The sequence below is a fragment of the Streptomyces sp. NPDC058620 genome (genome assembly GCF_042717135.1).
In the GTDB taxonomy this organism is placed as follows: domain Bacteria; phylum Actinomycetota; class Actinomycetes; order Streptomycetales; family Streptomycetaceae; genus Streptomyces.
Map to the genome: position 1 here is coordinate 147,935 of NZ_JBHXQO010000003.1, position 24,486 is coordinate 172,420.

General features: G+C 70.6%; 19 protein-coding genes. 8 read left to right on the forward strand and 11 right to left on the reverse strand.

Features of this window, described 5'->3' with window-relative positions:
- Positions 1–42: 42 nt before the first annotated feature.
- Together ACFWSK_RS05445 and ACFWSK_RS05450 are read right to left on the reverse strand one after the other, a co-directional pair.
- On the reverse strand, positions 43–1,257 hold the full coding sequence (locus ACFWSK_RS05445; protein WP_383782250.1) for an FAD-dependent monooxygenase: 1,215 nt from the start codon (positions 1,255–1,257) through the stop codon (positions 43–45).
- Positions 1,254–3,278: a LodA/GoxA family CTQ-dependent oxidase gene (locus ACFWSK_RS05450; protein ID WP_383782252.1), complete on the reverse strand. Its 2,025-nt coding sequence runs from the start codon at positions 3,276–3,278 to the stop codon at positions 1,254–1,256. Before ACFWSK_RS05450 ends, ACFWSK_RS05445 begins: the two co-directional genes overlap by 4 nt.
- 732 nt (positions 3,279–4,010) lie before the next feature.
- Here ACFWSK_RS05450 and ACFWSK_RS05455 point away from each other — a divergent pair.
- From ACFWSK_RS05455 to ACFWSK_RS05485, 7 genes are all read left to right on the forward strand, one after another.
- Positions 4,011–5,255 carry an NAD(P)/FAD-dependent oxidoreductase gene (locus tag ACFWSK_RS05455; protein ID WP_383782254.1) on the forward strand — a complete coding sequence of 415 codons (1,245 nt, stop codon included), beginning with the start codon at positions 4,011–4,013 and terminating at the stop codon, positions 5,253–5,255.
- 257 nt (positions 5,256–5,512) lie between these two features.
- Entirely contained in the window at positions 5,513–6,685 is a 1,173-nt protein-coding gene (locus ACFWSK_RS05460) for an AAA family ATPase (protein ID WP_383782256.1), read from the forward strand.
- Positions 6,686–6,872: 187 nt separating this feature from the next.
- The gene (locus ACFWSK_RS05465; RefSeq protein WP_383782258.1) at positions 6,873–7,448 is read left to right on the forward strand and encodes a Dps family protein; all 576 of its coding nucleotides are present in this window, start codon (positions 6,873–6,875) and stop codon (positions 7,446–7,448) included.
- Positions 7,445–8,137, forward strand: a complete 693-nt coding sequence (locus ACFWSK_RS05470) for an MFS transporter (RefSeq protein WP_383782260.1) — start codon at positions 7,445–7,447, stop codon at positions 8,135–8,137. Before ACFWSK_RS05465 ends, ACFWSK_RS05470 begins: the two co-directional genes overlap by 4 nt.
- A 14-nt stretch (positions 8,138–8,151) precedes the next feature.
- Positions 8,152–8,436 carry a hypothetical protein gene (locus ACFWSK_RS05475; RefSeq protein ID WP_383782262.1) on the forward strand — a complete coding sequence of 95 codons (285 nt, stop codon included), beginning with the start codon at positions 8,152–8,154 and terminating at the stop codon, positions 8,434–8,436.
- 91 nt (positions 8,437–8,527) lie between these two features.
- Positions 8,528–9,649 carry an LLM class flavin-dependent oxidoreductase gene (locus tag ACFWSK_RS05480; protein ID WP_383782264.1) on the forward strand — a complete coding sequence of 374 codons (1,122 nt, stop codon included), beginning with the start codon at positions 8,528–8,530 and terminating at the stop codon, positions 9,647–9,649.
- Positions 9,646–10,293: an FMN reductase gene (locus ACFWSK_RS05485; protein ID WP_383782266.1), complete on the forward strand. Its 648-nt coding sequence runs from the start codon at positions 9,646–9,648 to the stop codon at positions 10,291–10,293. Before ACFWSK_RS05480 ends, ACFWSK_RS05485 begins: the two co-directional genes overlap by 4 nt.
- A 79-nt stretch (positions 10,294–10,372) precedes the next feature.
- Here ACFWSK_RS05485 and ACFWSK_RS05490 read toward each other — a convergent pair whose 3' ends face one another.
- The 6 genes from ACFWSK_RS05490 to ACFWSK_RS05515 form a co-directional block, all read right to left on the reverse strand.
- The gene (locus ACFWSK_RS05490; protein ID WP_383782268.1) at positions 10,373–13,765 is read right to left on the reverse strand and encodes a CARDB domain-containing protein; all 3,393 of its coding nucleotides are present in this window, start codon (positions 13,763–13,765) and stop codon (positions 10,373–10,375) included.
- A 66-nt stretch (positions 13,766–13,831) separates the two neighbouring features.
- Entirely contained in the window at positions 13,832–15,436 is a 1,605-nt protein-coding gene (locus ACFWSK_RS05495) for a glycoside hydrolase family 13 protein (protein WP_383782270.1), read from the reverse strand.
- Positions 15,437–15,590: 154 nt separating this feature from the next.
- The gene (locus tag ACFWSK_RS05500) at positions 15,591–16,466 is read right to left on the reverse strand and encodes a carbohydrate ABC transporter permease (RefSeq protein ID WP_383782272.1); all 876 of its coding nucleotides are present in this window, start codon (positions 16,464–16,466) and stop codon (positions 15,591–15,593) included.
- Positions 16,467–16,484: 18 nt separating this feature from the next.
- Complete coding sequence (locus ACFWSK_RS05505; protein WP_383782274.1) at positions 16,485–17,444, reverse strand: carbohydrate ABC transporter permease; 960 nt, start codon at positions 17,442–17,444, stop codon at positions 16,485–16,487.
- A gap of 71 nt (positions 17,445–17,515) precedes the next feature.
- Positions 17,516–18,934 (reverse strand): extracellular solute-binding protein, encoded by a 1,419-nt coding sequence (locus tag ACFWSK_RS05510; RefSeq protein ID WP_383782276.1) that lies wholly within the window; start codon positions 18,932–18,934, stop codon positions 17,516–17,518.
- A 209-nt stretch (positions 18,935–19,143) separates the two neighbouring features.
- Positions 19,144–20,151 (reverse strand): LacI family DNA-binding transcriptional regulator, encoded by a 1,008-nt coding sequence (locus ACFWSK_RS05515; protein WP_383782278.1) that lies wholly within the window; start codon positions 20,149–20,151, stop codon positions 19,144–19,146.
- 199 nt (positions 20,152–20,350) lie between these two features.
- Between ACFWSK_RS05515 and ACFWSK_RS05520 the strand changes: the two genes are divergently transcribed.
- Positions 20,351–21,187, forward strand: a complete 837-nt coding sequence (locus ACFWSK_RS05520; RefSeq protein WP_383782280.1) for a ketose-bisphosphate aldolase — start codon at positions 20,351–20,353, stop codon at positions 21,185–21,187.
- A gap of 90 nt (positions 21,188–21,277) precedes the next feature.
- Here ACFWSK_RS05520 and pcaD read toward each other — a convergent pair whose 3' ends face one another.
- The 3 genes from pcaD to pcaG form a co-directional block, all read right to left on the reverse strand.
- Complete coding sequence (gene pcaD / locus ACFWSK_RS05525) at positions 21,278–22,399, reverse strand: 3-oxoadipate enol-lactonase (RefSeq protein ID WP_383782603.1); 1,122 nt, start codon at positions 22,397–22,399, stop codon at positions 21,278–21,280.
- 89 nt (positions 22,400–22,488) lie between these two features.
- Positions 22,489–23,898, reverse strand: a complete 1,410-nt coding sequence (gene pcaB / locus ACFWSK_RS05530) for a 3-carboxy-cis,cis-muconate cycloisomerase (protein ID WP_383782282.1) — start codon at positions 23,896–23,898, stop codon at positions 22,489–22,491.
- Positions 23,895–24,485: a protocatechuate 3,4-dioxygenase subunit alpha gene (gene pcaG / locus ACFWSK_RS05535; protein WP_383782284.1), complete on the reverse strand. Its 591-nt coding sequence runs from the start codon at positions 24,483–24,485 to the stop codon at positions 23,895–23,897. The genes pcaB and pcaG overlap by 4 nt, the downstream gene beginning before the upstream one ends.
- Between the last annotated feature and the right edge of the window lies 1 nt (position 24,486).

The window sequence follows — 24,486 nt, forward strand, 5'->3', positions numbered from 1 at the left end:
GATGTTCTCCCAATGCCTCTGCCTCGATGACACCAGGGGCGGTCAGGAGGTCGAAGGCGAAGGGGAGGTCCACGCAGTGGTGCGCCAGGCCCTCGTGGGCACCGACGGCAGCGGCATGGCGCGGGAGCCGTAGCCCGCCTGTGCCGCGGCCGTCCCTTGTCTTCGGGACCAGAACGGGTGGTCGGGCCAGCGGGTTTCCTGGGCGTGGGCGGTCCGGTGCGCGTGCTGGTACGCCGTGCGGGCGGTGGTGACCTTCGCTGTGTACGCGTCCAGAACGCCCGGGGTGCCGCGCAGGTCCGCGTCGATCGCCTGGCCCGCGCCGAGTCCGGTGTAGAGGGCGGTGAGAATGCCCTGGGAGGACAGCGGATCGAAGGCCAGGGCGGCGTCTCCTGCCGCGATCCAGCCGTCGCCGTGGACGTGGTCCAGGTGGGCGCTGTGGGCGGGGGCGCGGCGGGGAGGGTCCGGTGTGCCGAGTCCGTGGGGGCGGGCGGTAGGTGCCACGTACCGGGTGGCGAGGAGGCGGCGGCGGAAGTCCGCTGGGGTGAACAGGTCGGGGTCGGTGAAGTAGGTGACGAGGCGGCGGCGGGAGGGCAGCAGGGTGGTGTACCACCAGCCGTCGGGGGCGGATTCGACCAGGGAGTGGCCGTCGGTGGCATCGGGCAGGGCGTCGAGGGTGAAGTGATGGGCGGTCAGCCGGTCCTCCACGTGCCGGCGGGCACCTGCGGTGACGGCGATCGCGGCGCGTCTGCCGGTGGCATCGACGATCCGGCGACAGGTGACGGTGCGCGGTCCGGCGGGTGCGGCGTGCAGGGTCAGCCGCCAGGTGTCGTCGCGGTGGCGCACGGGCCGGCGTACGGCGGTGTGTTCGGCCACGTCCGCTCCCGCCGCGCGGGCTGCGGCGCGCAGGGTGCGGTCGAACAGTGGTCGGTCCAGGTGCCAGCCGTGGCCGTAGGGATCGCGGATGAAGTCGACGGTGTGCAGGACGGTGGATCCCCAGGCGGACTGGTTGCCGTGGCACGGCAGATGTCCTGTGGTCAGGACGGTGTCGGGGACCTGGAGGTCGCGCAGGAGCAGGCGCGCCACCGGCACCAGGGCCTCGCCGGTCTTCGGCGGACCGGTCGCGGAGTCGGCGAGAAGCACCGTACGGCCTGCCCTGGACAGGGCGAGGGCGGCGGCGCAGCCGGCGGGGCCACCGCCCGCGACCACGACGTCGTAGTGGTCGCGTGGCGGTCTGTACGTCGCCGTCGGGGAGGTCACTGGGATTCGCGGAGCGGGTCGAGCTTCTCCAGGTAGCCGGCGGCGATCGCCGCCTCGTCGTGGCCGGTGGCGCGCATGGCCTCGCCGATGGCCTGGGTCACCAGGGCGGCCTCCACCTGTTCGGCCGGCAGTTCCGCACTCCAGGTGCCGGCCTCTGCGGCCAGCTGGGGGCTTGCCGCCTGCGGGACCTGGACGTTGACGAGGTTGGCGTGGTCGGGTGCCTGTCGCAGCTGCTCGCCGGGGACGGACTCGACCTGGATGAAATCCGGGAACCTGCCGTCCCCGCCCTCGTACTTATGGGTCTCCACGATGCCGAAGTCGGGCCAGTCGTCGATCATCTGCCGGCGCTGCTTGTTGAAGTCGGAGCCGGTCAGGCCGCGCAGCCACACGGCGCGCCGTTCGAAGGCCCGCTCTCTGGCCCGGAGGTCGGCGCCGGGGTCGTTCACGATGTCGAAGTCCGAGCGCTTCAGGACGTGGTTGGGGATCTGGGCGGGCCAGAAGGTGGGCAGGTAGGGACTGTAGCGCGGGCCCAGACCGCTGAGCACCTGGTAGCCGGAGCGGCAGCTGGCGGCGTCGCACTGCCAGGGGGCGGCCATCCAGCGGGTCAGGTCTCCCGGGCCCTGCGCGTACAGCGGGCCGTCCTTGGACTTGACCTGCTGGTCGCTGAGTACGTCGCCGTACTCTCGTTCGGGGTTGTCCGGCGCGCGGTGCAGGATGCGAAAGGGCTCGGCGTACATGGTCTTGTTCCGTACGGGCCAGGTGACTTCGCAGCCGGGGTGGAAGGCGTCCGCGGCGCAGTTCTCCAGCGCGGCCCGGTCCAGCAGGGCCGGCTGCTCCTGGACGGGTGCCTGGTCGACGTCCTCGTGGTGCGCATGGAGCGGGCCGGGCTGGAAGCGGCCCTCGGCCCAACGGGCGAGCAGCAGGTCCTGGGTCGGGGAGAGCCAGATGTGCTGCCTTTCCGAGGAGCCCCTGCCGCTGGACATCGCGTCGCCGTACAGCCAGGGCCATGGCAGTGGTGACGTTCCGTCCCGTGCGTGGTCGCGCATCTGTACGTAGATCTGGCGGCGCAGTTCCTGGCTGCTGCCGGCCGGGTCGGCGAGGCGTGCGCGCAGTGCGGGGTCGAGGAAGTCGTGCGGGCCCTTCCAGCCGAACTGGGTGGCGAAGCCGTGGTTGGTCCACTGGAGCCCGCAGAACCTGCTGAGGATCGGCTCGATGTGGTCGGCGTAGGAGACGACGTCCTGGCCCGGCAGTGTTCCCTCCGGGGTGAACACGTCCTGGAGTACGTCGAAGAGGGTGCGGACGGTCTTCACGCCGGGGGCGTAGTGCGGTGGGGCCACCACGATCCACGCCGGTGTCGCCGTCATCGTCTGTCCGCCGATCGCGATCTCCGCGGTCACGGGGCCGTCGGACACGTCGTCGTACCAGGTGTCGTTGTTGGTGACGCCGGTGATCGGCCTCTCCGGGGTGGCGAAGGAGGCCGACTTCCCGTTGCCGCCGACGACCAGCAGGCGACCGGTGGGCTCGGTGGAGATCCTGCCGAGCGGGACCTTGCGGCCCATGATCGTGCCGGTGTCGAAGGTACCCACGTCGTGCAGGGAGGCGCGGACGGTGCGGACGCCGGGGTCGATGACGAGTTTCCGGCGCTCGGCGCCGGTCACGCCGGCGTTTCGCCTGCCTCGCTGTTCCGGCGTGAGGGAGGCCGCTTCGGGGATGTCCAGCGGAATGTGGAAGCGGTACCAGGCAGCCTTCTTGTTGGCCAGGTGCACCGACCAGCGGATCTCGCTCACGCCGTCCTGGCCGAGATTCAGCTCGCGGACGACCTCGCCCGCCTGGTTGTAGCCGTAGACCCGGAATCGGGCCGCCTGCTTGATGACCGCCCCTGACGCGTCCTTGTGAGAACCGGGGGGAAGCGGCTTCTGGTGCGGTGACTCGGGGCCGGTGAACGGCGCCGCGGAACTGTTGCCGACCCGGGCGACACCGATCGCCGGATGGATCTTCACCTGCACGATGTGCTGGTCCATGGGGAGCCTTTCGGTCGGACACACCGAAGCGAACATAGGCATGGATGTAGGTGCCTTCGCAGGTGGCGAGGGCCGTTGGAGGGATGGCTCCACACCGTCGGGGCCAGGTGGGGCAGCGGTGCGGCTCGACTCAGCGCCTTAACAGACCACTCCGCTCGACCAGACCACTCCGCTCGACCCGACTGCGTGAACCGGCCCGGCGGACCGGTTCAACGCGTCCCCGGCCCGGTACGTGTTTCCCCGGAACAAGCGAGGTCAGTGCCAGGCGCCTCACCTGGCGCGCACCCCTGCGGAGTGCGACGCCTCACACGCGAGTGGTGTGCTGGTCCAGGAGGGCCCGCAGCCGGTCGACGCCGCCGGCCTCGTGCACGCCCTGCTTGGGCAGGACGTCCAGGCACATGATGTCGGGGTCCCGGCTGAGCAGGACGAAGTGGCCGGCCGTCTCCCGGTACCCCTGGAAGACGGACGAGGACGGGCCGGCGGCTGCTGCGGCCGCTACCGCGACTTCCTCCTGCTGTCTCTGTGGGTGGCGGGCCGGCCGCGGAGCCTCCGCACGCGAAGTGACCGGCCCCCGGTGGCGAGCACGTCGAGGGACCGCCTTCTGCCGAGACCGGATTGCGAAGGTGTTCTAGCGTGGAGAGGGACATGCACCGTCAGTGGCGAAGGCCGGGGCCTGCAATTTCGTCCGGCCGGCCGCCTACGGGGGATGCGTCCGATCGGCAGGTGAGGGCAATGAGCGGCAGAGCAGGCTCAGCCGGCGGCGGAAACCACCACCACGACGTGATCGTCGTCGGCGCGCGCTGCGCGGGTGCGCCCGCCGCGATGCTTCTGGCCCGCCTCGGTCACCGGGTCCTCCTGGTCGACCGGGCGACATTCCCGAGCGACACGATCTCCACCCATCTGATCCATCCCCCCGGACTGGCCGCGCTGGACCGGTGGGAACTGCTGGAGCGGGTCGTGGCGACCGGGTGTCCGCCGATCGACACGTATGCGTTCGACCTCGGACCGTTCGCGATCATCGGGTCCCCGGCCGGAGAGGGCTTCGAAGCCTCCTACGCGCCGCGCCGCACGGTCCTGGACAAGATCCTCGTGGACGCCGCCGCGGAGTCCGGCGCCCAGGTGCGCGAGGGGTTCACGGTCGAGGAGCTCCTGTTCGACGGGCCGACCGTGACCGGGATCAAGGGTCATGGCAAGGACGGCAGCACCGCGACGGAACACGCGCGAATCGTCGTGGGCGCGGACGGACTGCATTCATCCGTCGCGAGGGCGACGGGCGCCGTCGGCTACGCGGAGAAACCGAAGATCAACGCCTACTACTACACGTACTGGGCCGGGTTGCCCATGCACGGCACCTTCGAGGCGTACGACCGCGGCGACTGCGCTTTCGCCGCGTGGCCCACCAACGACGACCTGACGATGGTCATATGCGGCTGGCCCATGCGGGACTTCCAGGCCCGCCGGGGGGACGTCGAAGGCAATTACCACGCCACGCTGGCCCGGGCGCCGGCCTTCGCCGAAAGGGTCGCGCAGGCGACCCGGGCCGAGCGGTTCGTCGGCATGGCCGTTCCCAACTACTTCCGCAAGCCCTACGGCCCCGGCTGGATTCTGGTCGGCGACGCCGGATACCTGAAGGACCCCATCACCGCCCAGGGCATCCAGGACGCCTTCCGGGACGCGGAGCGGTGCACCCACGCACTCGACAACGTACTCGCCGGCAGTCGGTCCTTCGACGAAGCGATGCGGGCCACCCAGGAAGCCAGGGACGCCCAGGTCACGAGCATGTACGAGTTCACGGCCGAGTTCGCGGCGATGGAGCCGCCGCCCCCTGAGATGCAGCAGCTGCTCCTCGCCGTGTCCCGGAGCCCCTCGGCACGCGACGAGTTCGTCAGAGTCACAGCGGGGGTGACACCGCCCGAGGAGTTCTTCGGGCACATGCGGGAACGGATGAGCCGTCAGCAGTCACCCGACGCGGCCTGACCCTACGGCGGCGGGCCCACCGCAACGACTGACCGAGCGACGGGGCGCTCTGCCCGCCGGCGGTGTGGCCGGAGTCACTGGCGCCCACCGCGTATGCACTGAGCTGCGGCTCTTGGGATACTGGACCTACTCGCCGCGTCCCTCTGCCGCTGCCGGAGCTCCTTCCGGCAGCGGCAGACGACGTCGAAGCGCGGAGCCACCAGCCGGCATGGGCTGAGCCCGGCTTCGCCGGCGAGAGCGGACAGGAAGGCGCATGAGTGGCGGGGTCGGGCGGGGCGCTGTCCCGTAGTGGTCTGCGCGGCCGGGAGTCCGAGATCCAGGAGCTGCACACGCTGATCGCCTCGGTGGCTCGCACGGGAAGCGGCGGGTTGGCCCTGATCCAGGGGGTACCCGGCATAGGCAAAACGACGCTGCTCGCCGAAGCCGTCACCGGGGCCCGGGAAGCCGGCTTCTCCGTCGGCCTCGGCAAGGCCGACGAGCTCCACCACATCGTGCCGCTCTCGTCGTTGGCGGCCTGCGTCCTGCACGGTGATCGGCCGCTGCTGTCCGGTGACGCCTTTGCCGATCTTGCGCGCCATCACGACCAGCGGATCTGGCTGGTCGAGCGCCTGGCGGAGGCGATGGAGGCCAGAGCCGGCAGCGTGCCGGTGCTCATAGCCCTGGACGACGTGCAGTGGGCCGACCCGCTGAGCCGGTTCGCCCTGACGCAGCTTCCGACACGTCTGCGGACCTCGCCGGTTCTGTGGATGCTGGCCGGACGGCCGGAGCCCGCTGGTCCGGCGGAGGAGATCGTCGCGGCTGCGACGGACGCACTCCCCACGGTGACTGTGCCCGTGGGGCCGCTTTCCGGCGCGGCCATCGGCCAAGTGGCCGGTGACACGCTCGGTACAGCGGTTGACGAACGGGTCCGGGACCTGCTCGACGGAGCCGGCGGCAACCCGTTCCTGGCTGTCGAGATGCTCGCGGGACTGCGGAACGGCCGTGATCTTGTCGCGGCGCGTGAGGCCGGCGAGACCGCCCTGCGTGCCGCCACCGAGACCGGTGACCGGGAGGCGCACGTCCTGGCCCTCTCCGGGCTCGGCGAGATCGCGCTCAACGCCGGCGAGAACGCCGTCGCACTGGAGCGGTTCGCCGCGCTCAGTGCCATCGATTCCGCTTTCCTTCCCGAAGAGATCGTCGCGCACCAGCACGTGGACGACTTCGGGTCCAGTGAGCGGCTGCTCCTGCGGGCGGCGGACCATGACGGGTCGCTCCGCCAGGCGATGATGCTCTGGGCACAGGCTCAGCAGCACCTGGGGCTCGGCAGGCTCGACGACGCCGACGCCGGATTCCTGACGATGGAGCGCCTGGAGGAAGCCGTACAGGTGCCCGTTCAGCAGGTGAACTCCCGTGTGATCCGCTCCTGGATCGCTCTTGTGCGCGGCGAGTAGAGCCGTTCAGCCCCCGCACCGTGTCCGCCGGCGCACGGGATCTTGTCCACGAGCGAACGCCCGGGACGTGCCGCGTCCGGCCGTGCGCTGATGAGCATCACCGCATGCGCTCCTGGGCAACCCGGGCCCCGTCACGGCCCCTAGCGTCGTTCCCATAAGCAAGCCGAGCACATCCAGGAGGTACGTCATGAGCACCGACACCACGCCCTCGGGCAGCCAGCCGTGGCTGCATCAGAAGGGTGCAGTGATCCAGGAGTTCGGGACCGTGAAACAGTTCCCGATCGGTCTGTCGTTCCAGGCCCGCATGTACTCCTGCCAGCGGCTGAACCAGGTGCTGGCCGACACGCAGATCCTCTACGGCCTCTACAAGAAGCACCATTGGCTGATGCGCGGGGCTACCTTCTACCAACTCCACCTGGTCCTGGACAAGCACGCGACGGAGCAGCTCGACATCGTCGACACGCTCGCCGAGCGCGTGCAGACCCTTGGTGGGGTGGCCGTGGGTGATCAGCGGCACGTAGCCGAGATCACTGCCATCCCGCGGCCCCCGAACGGTGTGGAGGAGGTCCCGGCCATGCTGTCGCGGCTGCTGGAGGCCCACGAGACGATCCTCGCCGACGCCCACGACGCGGCGGCGCGCACCGTGGAACTGGGTGACGACGGCACCAGCGACCTGCTCGTCTCCCAAGTCATCCGGACCAGCGAACTCCAGGCGTGGTTCCTGGCCGAGCACCTGGTCGACACCCCCCTCGTCCGTACATGAGGACAGCCGGTGGCCGGGCCGCTGGGGACCGGCACCGCACCGGGCTCCGCCACTCACCGGCCCAGCACCATCTGGGCTTCTGGCTGGTCGCCACGGTCTTCACCCTGATCATGGCCTTCTCCACCGTGCCCACCCCGCTCTACCCGCTGTACGAGCGCGCGGACGGATTCGGTCCCTTCGTCGTCACGATCGTCTTCGCCACGTACGCGGTCGGCGTGCTCGTCGCGCTCTTCCTGGCCGGACACCTGTCGGACTGGTACGGGCGCAGGACGGTGCTGCTTCCGGCGATCGTGCTCAGCATCGCCTCCGCGCTGGTCTTCGCGAGCTGGACGTCCCTCCCCGCGCTGCTCGTGGCCCGGCTGCTGTCCGGACTGAGCGTGGGCCTGCTCACGGCCACAGCGACCGCGCTCCTGGCCGACCTCCATCAGCGCGCCCGGCCCGGTGCCTCCCGCACCCGCGCCAATGTGGTGGCAACCGGTGCGAACCTCGGCGGTCTGGGGCTGGGGCCCCTGGTCTCGGGGCTGTTCGCCGAACACGCCGCGGAACGGTCTTTCTGGCTCTGCTGGTGCTCGGGGCCGCCCTGGTATTCGGTTCGGCGACGCTGGCCCAGATCCTGCTCGCCCGTCCGAGCCCCCGTGCCCACCTGCTGCTGGGGCTGTCGCTCCTGGCGGCCGGCCTGGTCGTCCTGACCATCGCGGTCGGGGTGGCGAGCCTGCCCCTGTTCCTCGTCGGCGGCGCGGTCTCGGGCGCCGGCGCGGGCACGGCCTTCAAGGGCAGCGTCACCACGGTGCTGTCGCTGGCCGTGCCGGAGCGGCGCGGGGAAACCCTCACCGGACTGTTCCTCGCGGCCTACCTAGGGCTGTCCCTTCCCGTGCTCGGCCTCGGACTGGCTGTGCAGACGGTTCCGGTCCCGGAAGCGGTGCTGGTCTTCGCCGGCGTACTGCTGGTCGTAACGGCACTCCTCGCGCGGCGGTCCGCCCGCGGCTGAGCCGTTCCGTCCGCCCCCTGCCGTCCGGCACCCCTGCCGTGACGCCGCAGCATCCCGTCGCATCTGCGACCAACCAAGAGAGTGGGACTTCATGCAGTTCGGTATCTTCACCGTCGGGGACGTGACAGCCGACCCGACCACGGGCCGGACGCCGACCGAAGGCGAACGGATCAAGGCGATGACCGCCATCGCGGTCAAGGCCGAGGAGATCGGGCTGGACGTCTTCGCCACCGGTGAACACCACAATCCGCCCTTCGTACCCTCGTCGCCGACCACCATGCTTGGCTGGATCGCCGCACGCACCGAGCGGCTGATCCTGTCGACCGCCACCACACTGATCACCACGAACGACCCGGTGAAGATCGCCGAGGACTTCGCGATGCTCCAGCACCTGGCCGACGGCCGGGTCGAGCTGATGCTCGGCCGGGGCAACACCGGACCGGTGTACCCGTGGTTCGGCCAGGACATCCGCCAGGGCATCCCGCTCGCCGTGGAGAACTACGCGCTGCTGCACAAGCTGTGGCGTGAGGACGTCGTGGACTGGGCAGGCCGCTTCCGAACCCCGTTGCAGGGCTTCACCTCCACACCCCGCCCGCTGGACGGCGTACCGCCCCTGGTGTGGCACGGTTCCATCCGCAGCCCCGAGATAGCCGAACAGGCCGCGTACTACGGTGACGGCTTCTTCGCCAACAACATCTTCTGGCCCAAGGACCACTTCCGGAAGCTGATCGACCTCTACCGGCAGCGCTACGCCCATTACGGCCACGGCACCGCGGAACAGGCGATCGTCGGCCTCGGAGGCCAGATCTTCATGCGGAAGAACTCCCAGGACGCGGTACGGGAGTTCCGTCCGTACTTCGACAACGCCCCTGTCTACGGACACGGGCCGTCGCTGGAGGAGTTCACCCGGGACACGCCGCTGACGGTGGGCAGCCCGCAGGAGGTCATCGACAAGACGCTGACGTTCCGCGACACGTTCGGTCATTACCAGCGCCAGCTGTTCCTGATGGACCACGCCGGACTTCCCCTGAAGACCGTCCTGGACCAGCTCGACCTACTCGGCGAGGACGTCCTGCCCGTACTCCGTAAGGAGTTCGCCCTTGGCCGCCCGGCCGACGTCCCGGACGCGCCCACTCATGCCTCACTGGTCGCCGACCGTGACGCGCGGGCGCTCCAGGCCCACCAGGACCTGAAGCAGGAGATGGCCAGGTGAAGCACCGAGCGGGTTCGGCCCAGCCGCTGAGGCTTACGGTGGTGTCGGCCGGTCTGAGTGTCCCCTCGTCCACCCGGCTGCTCGCCGACCGGCTCACCGAAGCCGTACGGCAGAGACTGGACGGCGACCGCGAAGTCGAGGTCACGGTCGTCGAACTGCGCGACGTGGCCGTCGACATCGCCAACAACCTGGTGACGGGCTTCCCCTCACGCTCCCTGACAGCGGCTGTGGATGCGGTGACAGGGGCGGACGGGCTCATCGCCGTGACGCCGGTCTTCTCAGCGTCCTACAGCGGATTGTTCAAGTCCTTCTTCGACGTCATGGACAACGGTTCCCTGACCGGCACCCCGGTGCTGGCCGCGGCGACCGGTGGCACGGCCCGTCACTCGCTGGCCCTGGAACACGCTCTGCGCCCGCTGTTCGCCTTCCTGCGGACGGTCGTCGTACCCACCACCGTCTACGCGGCCTCCGAGGACTGGGGCGGCAGCGGCGACGCCCTCACCGACACCCTGCCCAACCGGATCGCACGCGCGGCAGGCGAACTGGTCGACCTCATGCGCCTTCGCGCGGACGGTGCCGGACGGCACAGGGAGGAGCCGGTGGTTCCCTTCGAGCAGCAACTGACGGCACTGCGGCCGGAGTAGGCCGTGTCCGCACAGCCGCATGACGGCGTCCATGACCGGCGTGGTGCCGGTCATGGACGCCGTCGGCCGGGTGGGTGGGTCAGCGTGTGCTGGTGGGTGAGCCGTTGACGACGAACTGGGAGCCGGGTTCGACGAGGACGTTGCCCTCGGCCGAGCCGGTGATGGTGACATTCGTCAGGGTGGCGCTGCCGCGCGCGCCGCCCTGCGCGAGTATGCCGGAACCGTTGACGGAGGTGTCGATGCGGACGTTCTCGATCCTGACCCCCGGCATCGCGCCACCGCCTCCCTTGAACTGGATGCCGTCGTAGGTCGAGTCGTGGATGTCGGTGTCGCGGATCGTGACGCCCGGGATGTCCTGGGCCGCCGCGAAGAGCGTGATGGCACCGAACTCCTGGTCCTCGCCCCAGAAGGCCCCGCCGGTGCGGTGGAGCGCGTTGTTGGCGATCAGGGTCTGCCCGGAGAAGGGCAGCGGGTCGTGGTCGGTGGCCAGCATGATCCCCGGGTAGTTCATCGTGTCGGAGATGATGTTGTTCTCGATCGTGTTGCCGTAACCGCCGTAGACCGCGATGCCGTTGGCCCGCCAAGGCAGCTGGATGGTGTTGTTGCGGAAGTGGTTGTCGTGCCCGATGTCCACGGACGTGTCCTTGACGTAGCGGCTGGCCCAGACGGCCAGCGCGTCGTCGCCGGTGTTACGGAAGGACGAGTCGAAGACGGTCGAGTTGCGCGTGCCGTTGGCGAAGTTGATGCCGTCGGCGTACGTGTTGCGGATGCGCATGCCGCTGAACCGCAGGCCGTCGCCGGGGCCCCACAGTTCGGGGATGTTGGAGTGGTCGCGCCCGGCCCAGACGCCGACGTTGGCGTGCTCGATCCAGACGTTGCTGATCCGGGTGTCCTTGCCGAACCGCCCGTTGAGGCCTACGCCGCCCTCGGCGTTGCCGTCTCCTCCGCGTATGGTGCCCGAGCCGAAGATCGCGATGTCGGAGATCTGCGTGTTGTGGTCGATGTCGAAGCCGAAGTTGCCCTCGTGCGGGTGGTTGATGCCGCCGGCCTGGTGCGGCGGGGTGAGCGTGTACAGCTGGGAGTGCCACATGCCCGCGCCGCGGATTGTCACGTCACGGATGCCCACCTGGTTGAACTCGCCCCGGTTGAGCGGGTCGTCGGTGAGGATCTTCTTCTCCTGCCGCCACTGGCCGGCGGGAATCCACACGCAGCCGATCTCACCCTTCTGGTCCGCCGTCACGGCACGCTGTAGTGCGTCCGTGTCGTCGATGCCGTCGTTGGGCACGGCGCCATAGGCGGTGATCGAGGTGCACCCGGCGGGCTGTGCGGTCGGCGGGGCCACCTGCTCCAGGTCGATCAGGTCGAGGATGTAGAAGGCCGCCGTGTCGCCCGCATCGCGCTGGAGCCGGAATTTCGTGCCCGCCGGATAGGACTGGGACAGCAGGGCGTGCGACTCGTCGAAGAGCCGGCGCGCGTCGGCCTGGGGCTGGTTCGTCAGTCCCTCGGGGCTGTCGGTGTTGCCGTACAGCCAGCTGTGCTTGGAGGACAGCGTCAGCTTCCGGCTGAAGGTGTCATTGACGTAGAGGCTGATCGTCGCCTCGGTACCGCCACCGGCCGGGGCGTCGGGGATGGAGTTGCGGACGACGAGGGAGTTGGCGGCGTTGGTGGAGGTGAACTCCACGAACTGGCCCGAGGAGTCGAGCCGTACGGACTTGCGGCCGGAGGACTCGGTGGCGAAGTTGGTGTGCCCGAAGGTGCGCTTGCGGTCGGCGGTCAACAGCGTCCCCTGATAGCGGGCTTCCTCCGCCTCGTACTCGGTGTAGGGCACCGCCGCCCCGCGTCCGACGACGAGGGAGCGTGCGAACACGTTGTTGTTCTCGTCGGTCTCGGTGACGATGCCGGTCGCGTCGGCCGTGGCGGTGAGTGTGACGCCGCCGCTGGTGGCCGTCCAGCTGCCGGTGATGGGCACGTCGGCCGTCTGTCCCGCGGCGATCGCCCCCGTGGTCCCGTTCCGGGTGGTGGTTCCGGCGGTGAGCCGGGTGACCGTTCCCGCGGGGACGCCGGTGGTGCCGTTGTTGCGCACCGCCACGGTGAAGGTGACGGCGGCGCCGACGGCGGGACTGGCCGGGTGGGTCGTGATCGACCGGACCTCCAGGTCCGGCCCCGGGCTCCGGCCGACGGTCAGCCGCGTGGCCGCGGTCCGGCTGTTGTTGGTGTCGTCCTGCTCGACGACTGTGTTGTCCGGGTCGACGACGCCCGAGACGGTGTACGAGCCCGTCGGGCGTCGGCCGATGTCCACCGCGACCGTCTGGGAAGCGCCTGCGGACAGCGCGCCCACGGCGGCGGAGCCGGCCACGACCCCCTCGACGCTCACGGCGACCGAGGTGGCGGCCGAGGTCGCCGTGCCGGAGTTGCGGACGGTGGCCCGGACCGTCACGTCGTCCGTCTCGGACGGCTCGGCAGGGGCCCAGGTCAGGTCGGTGAGCGTCAGATCGGGGTTGGGTGCGGCGGTGCCGACGACCTGGAGTTCGGCGACCTGGGCGCCCGGGGCTCCGGTGTTGGAGGAGAAGGCCAGCCGGAGGTCGGCGACGCGGCCCGAGACGGGGATCGTGACGGTGTTCCGGTTGCCGGAAGGGCTGAAGGAGTAGTCGGCCCGCTCCCGCAGGGAGGTGAACGCGGAACCCGACTGCGTACGTCCCAGCACCTGGATCGCCTGGGTCCTCGGCCCCCACACGGCATCGGGGTTGAGCTTGACGACGACGGCCTCGATGTCCGCGTCGGCCCCGAGCTTCACCGTCAGGGTCGCGGGAGTGCCGGCCGACTCCCAGTAGGTGGTGACGCTGTCGTCGTTGGCGTGGGCGGCGACGTACGTCTGGGTCGTCGAGGACGCCTCGATCGGCTTGTTGCGCGCCAGGTTGGTGCCGTCGGCGGGCGGATTCCCCGGATCACCGCCGCCGGTTCCGTAGACCTCCAGTTCGGAGAGCTGCGCGGCGTTCCAGCCGCTGTTGGCGCTCACCTGCACGCGTAAGTACCGGGCGTCGGTGCTCGCGAAGTCGAGGACGACGGTGTTCGCGGCGGACGGAGTGAACGTACGGGTGGCGGAGGCGGCCAGGGTGGTGAAGGCGCTGCCGTCGGTGCTGCTCCGCACGCTGAGGGTCTGGCCCCGGCTCTCCCAGGTGGTGGGCAGCTTCAGAGCCACGCGGTTGATGCTGGTACGGGTGCCGAGGTCGACCTGCACCCACTGCGGGAAGGCGTTGACGGGTCCTTCCCAGTACGACTGCTGGCTCCCGTCGGTGACATTGCCGGCGGGGTAGCCGCCGTGGGAGGCGCTCGCGGTCGCCGCTCTGCCGAGCGCGAGGTTGGGCCCGGGTTCCGCGGCGGCGTGGGCGGTGGCCGGAACGAGTCCGACGGCGATCAGGCAGGCCATGACCAGGCCGGTGATCAGCCGTCGGCCGGTTGGCTTCCGTTTCATGGTGTCCTCATTTCCATGGGGGGCAGGTGGGGGTGGGTGGTGAGGTCGGAGGGGCGCGGCCGCCGGTCAGACGCGGAGCCAGACCGCCGTGTCCGGGGGCAGTCGTCCGTCCGTGCCGAGCGGACCGCTCCCGAGCAGGAGCGAGCGATGCCCGGGGAGTTCGACGGGCAGCGGGGAGAGGTTGACGACGCAGATCAGCCCTTCGGCCCGGGCGAATGCCAGCACGCCGTCGGCGGCGGGCAGCCAGTGGAGCGGCCCGTCGCCGAACCCGGCTTCGCAGCGGCGCAGCCGCAGGGCCCCTCGGTAGAGCGCGAGCATCGAGGACGGGTCGAGCCGCTGCCGGTCGGCCGCGTACCGCGCCCAGCCCTCGGGCTGCGGCAGCCACGGTTCGGCGCCTGCGCCGAATCCGGCGTGCGGGGCGTCCGCGGTCCAGGGCAGCGGTACGCGGCAGCCGTCGCGCCCCGGGTCGGTGCCGCCCGAGCGGAAGTGCATCGGGTCCTGGATGCGGTCCAGGGGGATGTCGGCCTCGGGCAGGCCGAGCTCCTCACCCTGGTAGAGGTAGACCGAGCCGGGCAGGGCGAGCGTGAGCAGGGCGGCGGCGCGGGCGCGCCGTGTGCCCAGTGCGAGGTCCGTGGGGGTCCCGTAGGTCTTCGTGGCGAAGTCGAATCCGGTGTCCTGCCGGCCGTAGCGGGTGACGGTCCGGGTGACGTCGTGGTTGCACAGCACCCAGGTCGCGGGGGCGCCGACCGGGGCGTGCTCGGCCAGGGTGTCGTCGATGGCCCGCCGCAGCCGGTCCGGGTCCCACGGGCAGGCCAGGAAGGTGAAGTTGAAGGCGGTGTGCAGTTCGTCGGGGCGGAGGTAGCGGGCGAAGCGCTCGGAGTCCGGCAGCCAGACCTCGCCGACGAAGACGGCCCCGTACGCGTCGGCGATGGTGCGCCAGGAGCGGTAGATGTGGTGGAGTTCGTCCTGGTCGATGTACGGGTGGGGGTCGACGCCCTCGACGAAGTCGGCGAGCTCCGGGTCCTTGGCGAGCAGTGCGGCCGAGTCGATCCGTACGCCGGCGACTCCACGCTCGAACCAGAAGCGGAGCACGTCCTCGTGCTCCTCGCGCACCGCCGGGTGCGCCCAGTTGAGGTCGGGCTGCTCGGGGGCGAAGAGGTGGAGGTACCACTCTCCGTCCTCGACCCGGGTCCAGGTCCGCCCGGAGAACTGGGAGGGCCAGTTGTTGGGCGGGAGTTCGCCGTTCTCACCCCGGCCCGGGCGGAAGTGGAACAGCTCGCGCTCCGCGCTGCCGGGCCCGGCGGCCAGCGCGGCGCGGAACCACGGGTGCTGGTCCGACACATGGTTGGGGACGATGTCGACGATCACCCGGATGCCGTGCTCGCGGGCCTCGGCGATGAGCTTCTCGGCCTCGGCGAGCGTACCGAAGGCGGGGTCGATGGTGCGGTAGTCGGCCACGTCGTAGCCGCCGTCGACGAGGGGCGAGAGGTACCAGGGGGTGAACCACAGTGCGTCGGCGCCTAGTTCGGCGAGATGGGGCAGTCTCGCCCGGACGCCCGCGAGGTCCCCGGTGCCGTCGCCGTCGCCGTCGGCAAAGCTGCGTGGGTAGACCTGGTAGATGACGGCGCTGCGCCACCAGTCGTCGGTGCGATGCGAGTGAGGGGCTGCCACGTGACGGTCCTTTCGGGCAGTGCCGGGCCCTGCCGCCGGCCCCGGCAGTGGGTCGTCGGGGCGGGACCGGCGGCGAGGGCTGGGTGGGGCGGACGGGAAGCGGGGCGGGAGGAAGGGCGGCCGTGGGCCGGAAGGCGCATGCGCGCGGGCCGTGTCAGCCCTTCAGGCCGCCCGCGGTGAGGCCGCTCATGATGTTGCGCTGGAACAGGACGAAGAGCAGGAGGGTGGGGAGGGACGCGATGGCCAGAGCGGCGATCAGCACGTTCTCCGGCACTCCGCTGGACAGCGAGTAGATGCCGACGTTGAGCGTCTGCACCGCCGGATCAGGGAGGGTGAGCATCGGCCAGAGGAAGTCCTTCCACACACCCACGACCGCGAAGATGGAGACGACGCCGAGGATCGGGCGTGAGATCGGCACCACGATCGACCACAGGGTGCGCATCGGGGACGCGCCGTCGAGAGAAGCCGCGTCGAGCAGTTCTTTCGGGATCGAGTCGAAGAAGCGCTTCAGCAGGAAGATGTTGAAGGCGTTCGCGACGGAGGGCAGCCAGATCGCCCAGGGTGAGTTCAGCAGGTTGCGCTGCACGATCGGCATGTCGAGCACCGTCAGGTACTGCGGCACGATCAGGACGGTCGCCGGGATCATCAGGGTCGCCAGCATCATGCCGAGCACGGCCTTGCCGAGGACGGGCCGGAGCCTGGAGAGCGAGTAGGCCGCCGCCACGTCCAGGACGAGCTGGAAGGCGAGCGCGCCGAACGCGTAGTACATCGTGTTGAACAGCAGCCCGGAGAGGTCCATGACCTCCCACGCCTGCGCGTAGTTCTGCGGCTCGAAGCTGTGCGGCACCAGCGTCGGCGGCGTCTGGACGGCCTCCTGGGTGCTCTTCAGTCCGCCGGAGAACATCCAGTAGAGGGGCCCGAGAAACACCAGCGTGAAGGTGCCGACGACCAGGGTGAACATCGCCCGGTAGAGCAACTTCCCGCGCGGTCTGGCGAGTTGGGCGGGCGAGATGAGTGTGCGTGTGGACATCCGTGGTCTCCCCCGGTCCTATTCCTCGTCGGTGCGGCTGAACTTCGCGTACGCGGCCGAGAATCCGGCCAGCAGTACGAGCAGGACCAGACCGAGCGCCGCCGCGGCGCCGTAGTTGTTGAAGTTGAAGGCGTACTGGTAGATCAGGTAGACGACCGTGGTGGTCGAGCCTTCCGGGCCTGCGCCGCCGGTGAGCAGGAAGGGTTCGACGAAGACCTGCATGGTGGCGATGATCTGCATGAGCAGCATGAGCAGGAGGATGAGCCGGGTCTGCGGGATGGTGACGTGCCAGATCTTGCGAAGCAGTCCGGCTCCGTCCAGTTCCGCCGCCTCGTACAGCTCGCCCGGTATGCCCTGGAGGGCCGCGAGGTAGATGAGGGCCGCGCCGCCCATGTTCATCCAGGTCGACGCGACGACGACGGACAGCAGGGAGAGGTCCGGGTCCTGGAGCCACTGCTGTTCGGGCAGGTGGAGCAGTCGGAAGACTTCGTTGAGCAGGCCGTATCCGGGGTCGTAGAGGTACTTGAAGAGCAGGACGGAGGCGACCGGGGGCAGCATCACGGGCAGATAGACCAGGAGCCGCAGGTATCCCTGGCCCTGCCGGAACTCGTTGATGACGATCGCGACGACGAACGGGACGACGAAGCCGAGGAGCAGTGCGAGGAGGGTGAAGAGGAGGGTGTTGCGCCATGCCTGCCAGATGGCGGGGTCGTTGAAGACGGTGGTGAAGTTGGACCAGCCGGCCCAGGTGGTCCGTCCGTCCTCGGTCTTCTGGAAGGCCAGGACGAACTCCCTGACCATCGGGTACCACGAGAAGAACGCGAAGCAGAGGACCGCGCCGATCAGGAAGCCGTGGGCCGTCAGGTTGCGGCGCAGCGCGTGGGTGAACGCCCCCCGGCCCGGCTTCCCGCCCGTGTCCGGTGCGGGTGTCCGGCCGGGTTCCTTCGTGGTGGTCGTGGTGAGAGTGGGGGCCGTCATCGTCGCTCCTTGGTGCGGTGCGCTGGAGGGAAGACGGTCACGGGGGCCGGCCGGGCCCGGCCCCCGGGGTGTCACTGGCCGGCCAGGACCTGGTTGACCTGCGACTCGGCGGTGGCGAGCAGCTTGTCGATGTCGGCGTCCTTGTTGGTGAGGATGCCGGACATGACGTTGTCGAGGACCTTGTAGACCTCCTGGGCCTTCGGCGGCTCGGCCTTGCCCGCGACGGGGTTGTCCATGAAGGACTTGAAGTTGGCGACCGGCATGGTGGCGTGCTCCACGCGTGCGGCGTCGTCCTCTGCCTTGGACTCGTTCAGCCAGAAGTTGGGCTGCGGAATGCCTACGGGCAGACCGTCGGCCTTGGTGCGGGCCCAGTCGAACTGGCCCTTGGCCACGGTGAGGTTCTTGAAGTTCAGCCAGGCGACGGCGGCCTTGATCCGGTCGCCGGGGATGCCCTTCTTGATCATGTAGCTGTTGCCGCCGGCCAGGGTGTTCTTCTCGCCGGGCATCGGCCCCATTCCGAAGTTCTCGTACTTCGCGCCGAGTTGCTGGACCATGTACGCGATGTCGTCGGGTGCGGCGAGGAACATGCCGAGCTTGTCGGTGGCGATCTGCTTCTGCAGGTCGCCCCACTTGAGCAGTTGGGTGCGGCCCATGCTGTCGTCCTGCCAGCGCATGGCGTGGAGGTTCTCGGCGACCTGCTCGCCGAGCTCGTTGTTGAACGCCGCCTTGGTGCCGCTCGCGTCGACGACCTCTCCGCCGACGCTGTACATCTGCGCGGTGAAGTGCCAGCCGCCGGTGTTGCCCGCGCTGTACTCGCCGAAGCCGGCGATGCCCTTGCCCAGGCCCGCGATCTTCTTCGCGGCGGCGCGGACCTCGTCCCAGGTGCGTGGCGGGGCGTCGGGGTCCAGTCCCGCGTCCTCGAACAGCTTGCGGTTGATGAGCAGGCCCATCGTGTAGTTGCTGGTGGGCAGGCCGTAGAGCTTGCCGTCCCGCTTGAGCGAGCCGAGGACATCCGGGTCGATGTCCTTCAGCAGGGGCACGCTCCTGTCGTTGACGTACGCGGTGACGTCGGCGGCGCCGTCGTTGTCGAGCACCTGCGGCAGGTCGGTGAAGTAGGTGTAGAAGACGTCCGGCTGCGACTTGGCCTTGAGCATCGCCGTGAAGCGCGGCGGCTCCAGACACTGGCCGGCCGTGGAGCGCCCCTTGATGGTGACGTTCGGATACGTCTTGTTGAACTCGGCCACGTCCTCCTTCCACTCCTTGAGCTCGGCCGCCTTCGCCGCGGGCGGCATGCAGTCGATCGTGAGCGTCACCTTGGCCTTCGGGTCCAGCGGGGCGGTGGGGTCCGAGGACCCGCCGCCGCCTTTGGAACCACCGCTGCCGTCGCCGCTGCTGCTCGTGCCGCAGGCGGCGAGCGCGGTGAGCGTGAGAGCGGAGACGAGGGTGAGCGCGCCGGCGCGGCGCGTACGACGGAACCGGGCAGTTCTCATGGGTGGTCCCCTTCGGGCAAGAACGTGGAGGTCGCCCCACCGCCGATGCGTCGTGGGGGCGCGGCACACTCAACCACCACCCTCAGATGAACGCAATATCTCGCGCTGATTTCGTAAATCCTTGACAGCCCCGCGCACAGGGCGGGACGCACGAAGGGCCCCGTCGACGGACGGGGCCCTGGCGGCGTCGTGGCGGGATGCCCGGGTGACTACCGGGGAGCCTGCGCGGTGGAGCCGCGCACCACGAGTTCGGGCTCGAAGAGCAGCTCGCCGGGGTGCACTTCGCCCCCCTGGATCTGGGTGCAGAGCAACTCCACGGCCGCACGCCCCATCGCCTCGATCGGCTGGCGCACGGTGGTGAGCGGGGGCTCGGTGCAGTTCATGAAGGCGGAGTCGTCGTACCCCACCACGGACACCTCACCGGGTACGGAGAGCCCGCGCCGGCGGGCCGCGCGCACCGCGCCGAGGGCGAGCGGATCGCTGGCGCAGATGATGCCGGTGACCCCGCGGGCGAGCAGTCGCGAGGCCGCCGCGTGACCGCCCTCCAGGGAGAACATCGTGCGCTCGACGAACTCGTCGGGGAGTCCGGCACCCGACACCTCGGCCGCCCGGCGGGCGGCGGCGAGCTTACGACGGGAGGGGATGTGGTCCGCGGGACCGAGCACCAGGCCGATGCGCTGGTGCCCCAGGGACTCCAGGTGCCGCCACGCCTGCTCGACGGCGACGGCGTCGTCGCAGGAGATGCAGGGGAAGTCGAGTCCCTCGATGGGGGCGTTGATGAGCACCACCGGGATCTTGCGTTCGGCGAGGAGGCGGTAGTGCTCGTGCGGGGCGTCGGCCTGGGCGAAGAGGCCGCCGGCGAAGACGACGCCCGACACCTGCTGCTGGAGCAGCAGTTCGACGTAGTCCGCCTCGGAGACGCCGCCCTTGGTCTGGGTGCACAGGACGGGAGTGAGGCCCTGCTGCGCCAGGGAGCCGCCGATCACCTCGGCGAAGGCGGGGAAGATCGGGTTCTGCAGCTCCGGCAGGACCAGTCCCACGAGCCGCGCACGCTCGCCCCGGAGCTGGGTCGGCCGCTCGTAGCCGAGCACGTCCAGCGCCGTGAGCACGGACCGCCGGGTGCCTTCGGAGACCCCGGGCTTGCCATTGAGGACCCGGCTGACCGTGGCCTCGCTGACCCCCACCTTCTTGGCTACTTGAGCAAGTCGTCGCGTCATAAACGCAAGACTAGCGCAAATTCCGCAAGTGGCTTGCGTTACTCCGCAGGACTTCCCGACACTCCACACTCTGCTCGCACTTGTTTGAAACTAGCCGCAATCGAGCAGATATTGACATCGTGCGAGCGTTGCGACACCGTACTGAGCAGGCAGCCGGCCCGTACGAAGTGCCGCTCACCGCTTCCGTGGAGAAGAACTCGTGCCCCTCACCCCGACCGACGTCATCACCGGCTCCGCGTACACGCAGCGGTCAGGTGTCGGCGCCTTCAACGTGGTCCAGATCGAGCACGCCGAGGCCATCGTCGCCGGGGCGGAGCGCGCCGGCCTGCCCGTCGTCCTCCAGATCAGCGAGAACACGGCCCGCTACCACGGCTCCCTCGCCCCCATCGGCCTCGCGTCCCTCGCGCTGGCCAGGGCCGCGCGCGTTCCCGTGGCGGTGCACCTCGACCACGCGGAGTCGCCCGAGCTGGTTCACGAGGCGGTCGAACTCGGCTTCACCTCAGTCATGTTCGACGCCTCCAAGCTCCCGTACGAGCAGAACGTGGCCGCCACCCGGGAGATCACGGACCACTGTCACCGCGCGGACGTCCGGGTCGAGGCCGAGCTGGGTGAGGTCGGGGGCAAGGACGGCGCCCACGCCCCGGGAGTACGCACCGACCCCGACGAGGCCCGCGCGTTCGTGGCCGCGACGGCCGTCGACGCCCTGGCCGTCGCGGTGGGCAGCTCGCACGCCATGCTCACCCGGGACGCCGTGCTCGACTTCGCGCTCATCGAGCGGCTCCGGGACGCTGTCGGCGTTCCGTTGGTCCTGCACGGTTCGTCGGGCGTCGGCGACACGGACCTGGCGAAGGCGGTGGCAGCGGGGATGACGAAGGTGAACATATCCACGCACCTGAACAAGATCTTCACCCGCACGGTGCGCGAGCAGTTGGAAGCGGCGCCGGACGTCGCGGACCCGCGGAAGTACCTCGGACCCGCCCGTCGGGCCGTCGAGTCCGAGGTCGCCAGGCTGCTGGGCGTGCTCGCGGCGCCGTGACCGTCGCGCGGGTGGCCCATGCCCCCGCCCCGCCCCCGCCCGGCGCCTCGGCGTATCAGCTGGTGTGAGGGGGCATGGGCATGGGCACGCTCACAGCTCCCCGTCCTCCAAGAACACCGACTGCGCCACCGCCAGGGCCGAGTTGGCCGCGGGTACTCCGCAGTAGACCCCCGTCTGGAGCAGGACGGCGCCGATCTCCTCGACGCTCAGCCCGTTGCGGCGGGCTGCCCGTACGTGCATCGCCAGTTCGTCGAGATGCCCGTGGGCGACCAGGGCCGTGAGCGTGACGAGGCTGCGCTCGCGTCGGCTGAGCGTGCTGTCCGTCCAGATCTCGCCCCAGGCGTAGCGGCTGATGAAGTCCTGGAACGGGGCGGTGAAGGCTGTCGTACGGGCCTGCGCACGGTCGACGTGCTCGTCCCCGAGGACCGCGCGGCGCATCGCGATCCCTGCCCCGGGGCCCGGGGCGCCGAAGTGTTCGCGCAGCGCGGCGAGCACGGCCGCGGGCCGTTCGACGGGCGCCAGATGGGCGGCGCCGGCCAGTTCGGTGAGCGTGGCTCCGGGTACGGCGTCGGCGATCTCGCGGGCGTGTTCCGGCGGGGTCGCCGGGTCCTGGCGGCCTGCCAGCACGAGGGTCGGAGCGGTGATCGAGGGCAGCTCGCCGCGCAGGTCGAAGACCGCGAGAGCGTCGCAGCAGGCGGCGTACGCCTCCGGGTCGGCCCGCAGCAGGTCCTCGACGAGCGCGGGCGCCGTGAAACCGGGGGTGAACCACCGGCTCGGCGCCGTCTCCGCGAGCCACCGTGTCCCCGACTCCCGCACCAGCGCGGCCCGTTCGTGCCAGGGGCCGGCCGGGCCGAAGTGCGCGGAGGAGCAGACGACGGCGAGCCTGCCGATCCGTCCGGGGTGGTGCGCGGCCAGCCAGAGGCCGACGGCCCCGCCGAGCGATACGCCCGCGTAGTGGAAGCGCTCCAGGCCGAGCGCGTCCGCCAGATCCAGGACCAGCGAGCCCAGGTCACCGACCGTCGCGCCGGGTTCCAGCAGCGAGGCCGGGGATGCCCCGTGCCCCGGCAGGTCCCAGCGGACGGTGCGGAAGACGGAGCCGAGCTCGGGCGCGACCGCGTCCCACAGGGCCGTCGACGTGCCCAGGGAGGGGCCCAGGAGCAGTGCGGGTCCGGTGGCCGGGCCCTCCGTGCGGTGGTGCAGTGTTCCGGTCATGACCTCTGCCTGTGTGTTCATGGCTCAGCGGCGTTGTCGCTCAGCGCGTTCCTGGCTCAGCGTCGTTGTGACTCAGTGGCGTTCGTGGCTCAGCGACGTTCGAGAGCGCGGTCGGTGAGCGCCCCGGCCGCGCCGGTGTAGTGGGTCGGGTCGGTGAGGGCGTGCGGGTCCAGGTCCTTCACGTCCGGCTCGCCGGCCAGGGCCCCGGCGAGTACGTCGGCGAGGCCCTCCCCCGTCGTACGCGAGGTGCGGGCCACCTCGTCGAGCAGCTGCCTGGCGCGGGCGCGGCCCAGTCGCGGCGCGAGGACCGCGGTCAGCCGCTCCGAGACGATCAGCCCCTCGGTCAGGTCCAGGTGCTCCCGCATCCGCCTCGGGTGCACCCGCAGACCGGTGGCCAGTTCGGCGGCGTCCCGGGCCGCTCCCCCTGCCAGCCGCAGCAGGTCACGCAGGGTTTCCCATTCCGCGTGCCAGGCGCCTGCGGGCCGCTCGTCCTCGGCGACGACGGAGCCGTACAACACCCCGGCCAGCGCGGGCGCCCGCCGTGCGGCGGCCGCGATGAGCGTGGACCGTACCGGATTGGCCTTGTGCGGCATCGCGGACGATCCGCCGCCCGCGCCCTCGTTCACCTCGCCGGTCTCGGTGCGGGAAAGGACCAGTACGTCGGCGGCGATCTTGCCCAGCGCCCCGGCGGTGAAGGCGAGGGCTCCCGCCAGATCGGCGACGGGAGTGCGCAGGGTGTGCCAGGGCAACGTGGGCTCGGCCAGGCCGAGTTCGGCGGCGAACGCGGCGACCAGCCGCAGGCCGGCGCCCTCCGCCTGCGCGTAGGCGTCGAAGGCTGCCAACGTCCCTGCCGCTCCGCCGAGTTGAGCGGGCAGTGAAGCACGTACGACGGCCAGCCGGTCCCGGGCGTCGAGCACCAGGCTCCGCCAGCCGGCGGCCTTCAGCCCGAAGGTCGTGGGGACGGCGTGCTGGGAGAGCGTGCGTCCCGGCATCGGGGTGTCACGGTGCTCGGCCGCGAGCCGGGCCAGCGCCGCGGCCGTGCGGTCCAGGTCGTCGAGGATCAGCGCCAGTGTCCCGGAGGCCACGAGCATCGCCGCCGTGTCGAGAACGTCCTGGCTGGTCGCCCCGCGATGGACGTACGCCGCGTGCGCCTCGGGCACCGCGGCCGTCAGGTCGGCCACGAGCGGGATGACGGGGTTGCCGCCGTCGCGCGCCCGCAGCGCGAGGTCCCGCAGGTCGAACCGGCTGTCACGGGCGGCCTCGGTGACGGCCTCGGCCGCCTCCCCGGGCGCCAGGCCCAGCGCCGCCTGCGCGCGGGTCAGGGCGGCCTCGGTGTACAGCAGGGCGCGCAGGAACGCGGCGTCGGAGGTGGCGGCTTCGGCGGGCGAGCCGGCCCGGCCCGGCGCCAGCAGGCCGACGTCCGGGCCGTCGTCGGCCGCCCGGGTCCCGTCGTCCGCGTGGGCTTCCGGGTCGCCGCCCGCATCGTCGTTGGTCGTCATCGGAACTCCAGGAAGACGGTCTCGGACTCCCCCTGGAGTCTGATGTCGAACCGGTACCTGCCGTGGGGTTCGGCGGTCGACACCAGCGTGGCACGCCGCTCGGGCGAAAGGCCGGCGAGCAGCGGATCGGCGGACAGCGCGTCGGCCGGTTCGGGCAGATAGACGCGGGTGAACAGGTGGTGGGTGAGGCCGCGGGCGAAGACACAGACTCCGAGGTACGGGGCGTTGGCGCCGCGGGCGCCCGGCCGGAGCGTGCGGACCGTCCAGCGGCCGTCCGCGTCGGTCGGGACCCGTCCGAAGCCGGTGAAGGTCACTCCGTCCCGGCCGAGGAATCCTCCGGTGACCGGTTCGCGGCGCAACGAGCCGCCGCGCTGAGGCAGTTCACCGTCCGGCCCCGGCCCCCAGAACTCCAGCAGGGCGTCGGGCACGGGATGTCCGGCGCCGTCGCGGACGTCACCGTGGAGGGTGATCGTGTCGGGGTGACCTGCCGGGGCGATGTCTCCGCCGCCGGGGAAGGGCAGGGCGTATCCGTAGAAGGGCCCCACGGTGTGGGAGGGCGTGGGGAGCGCGGGAGGTGAGGTAGTCATG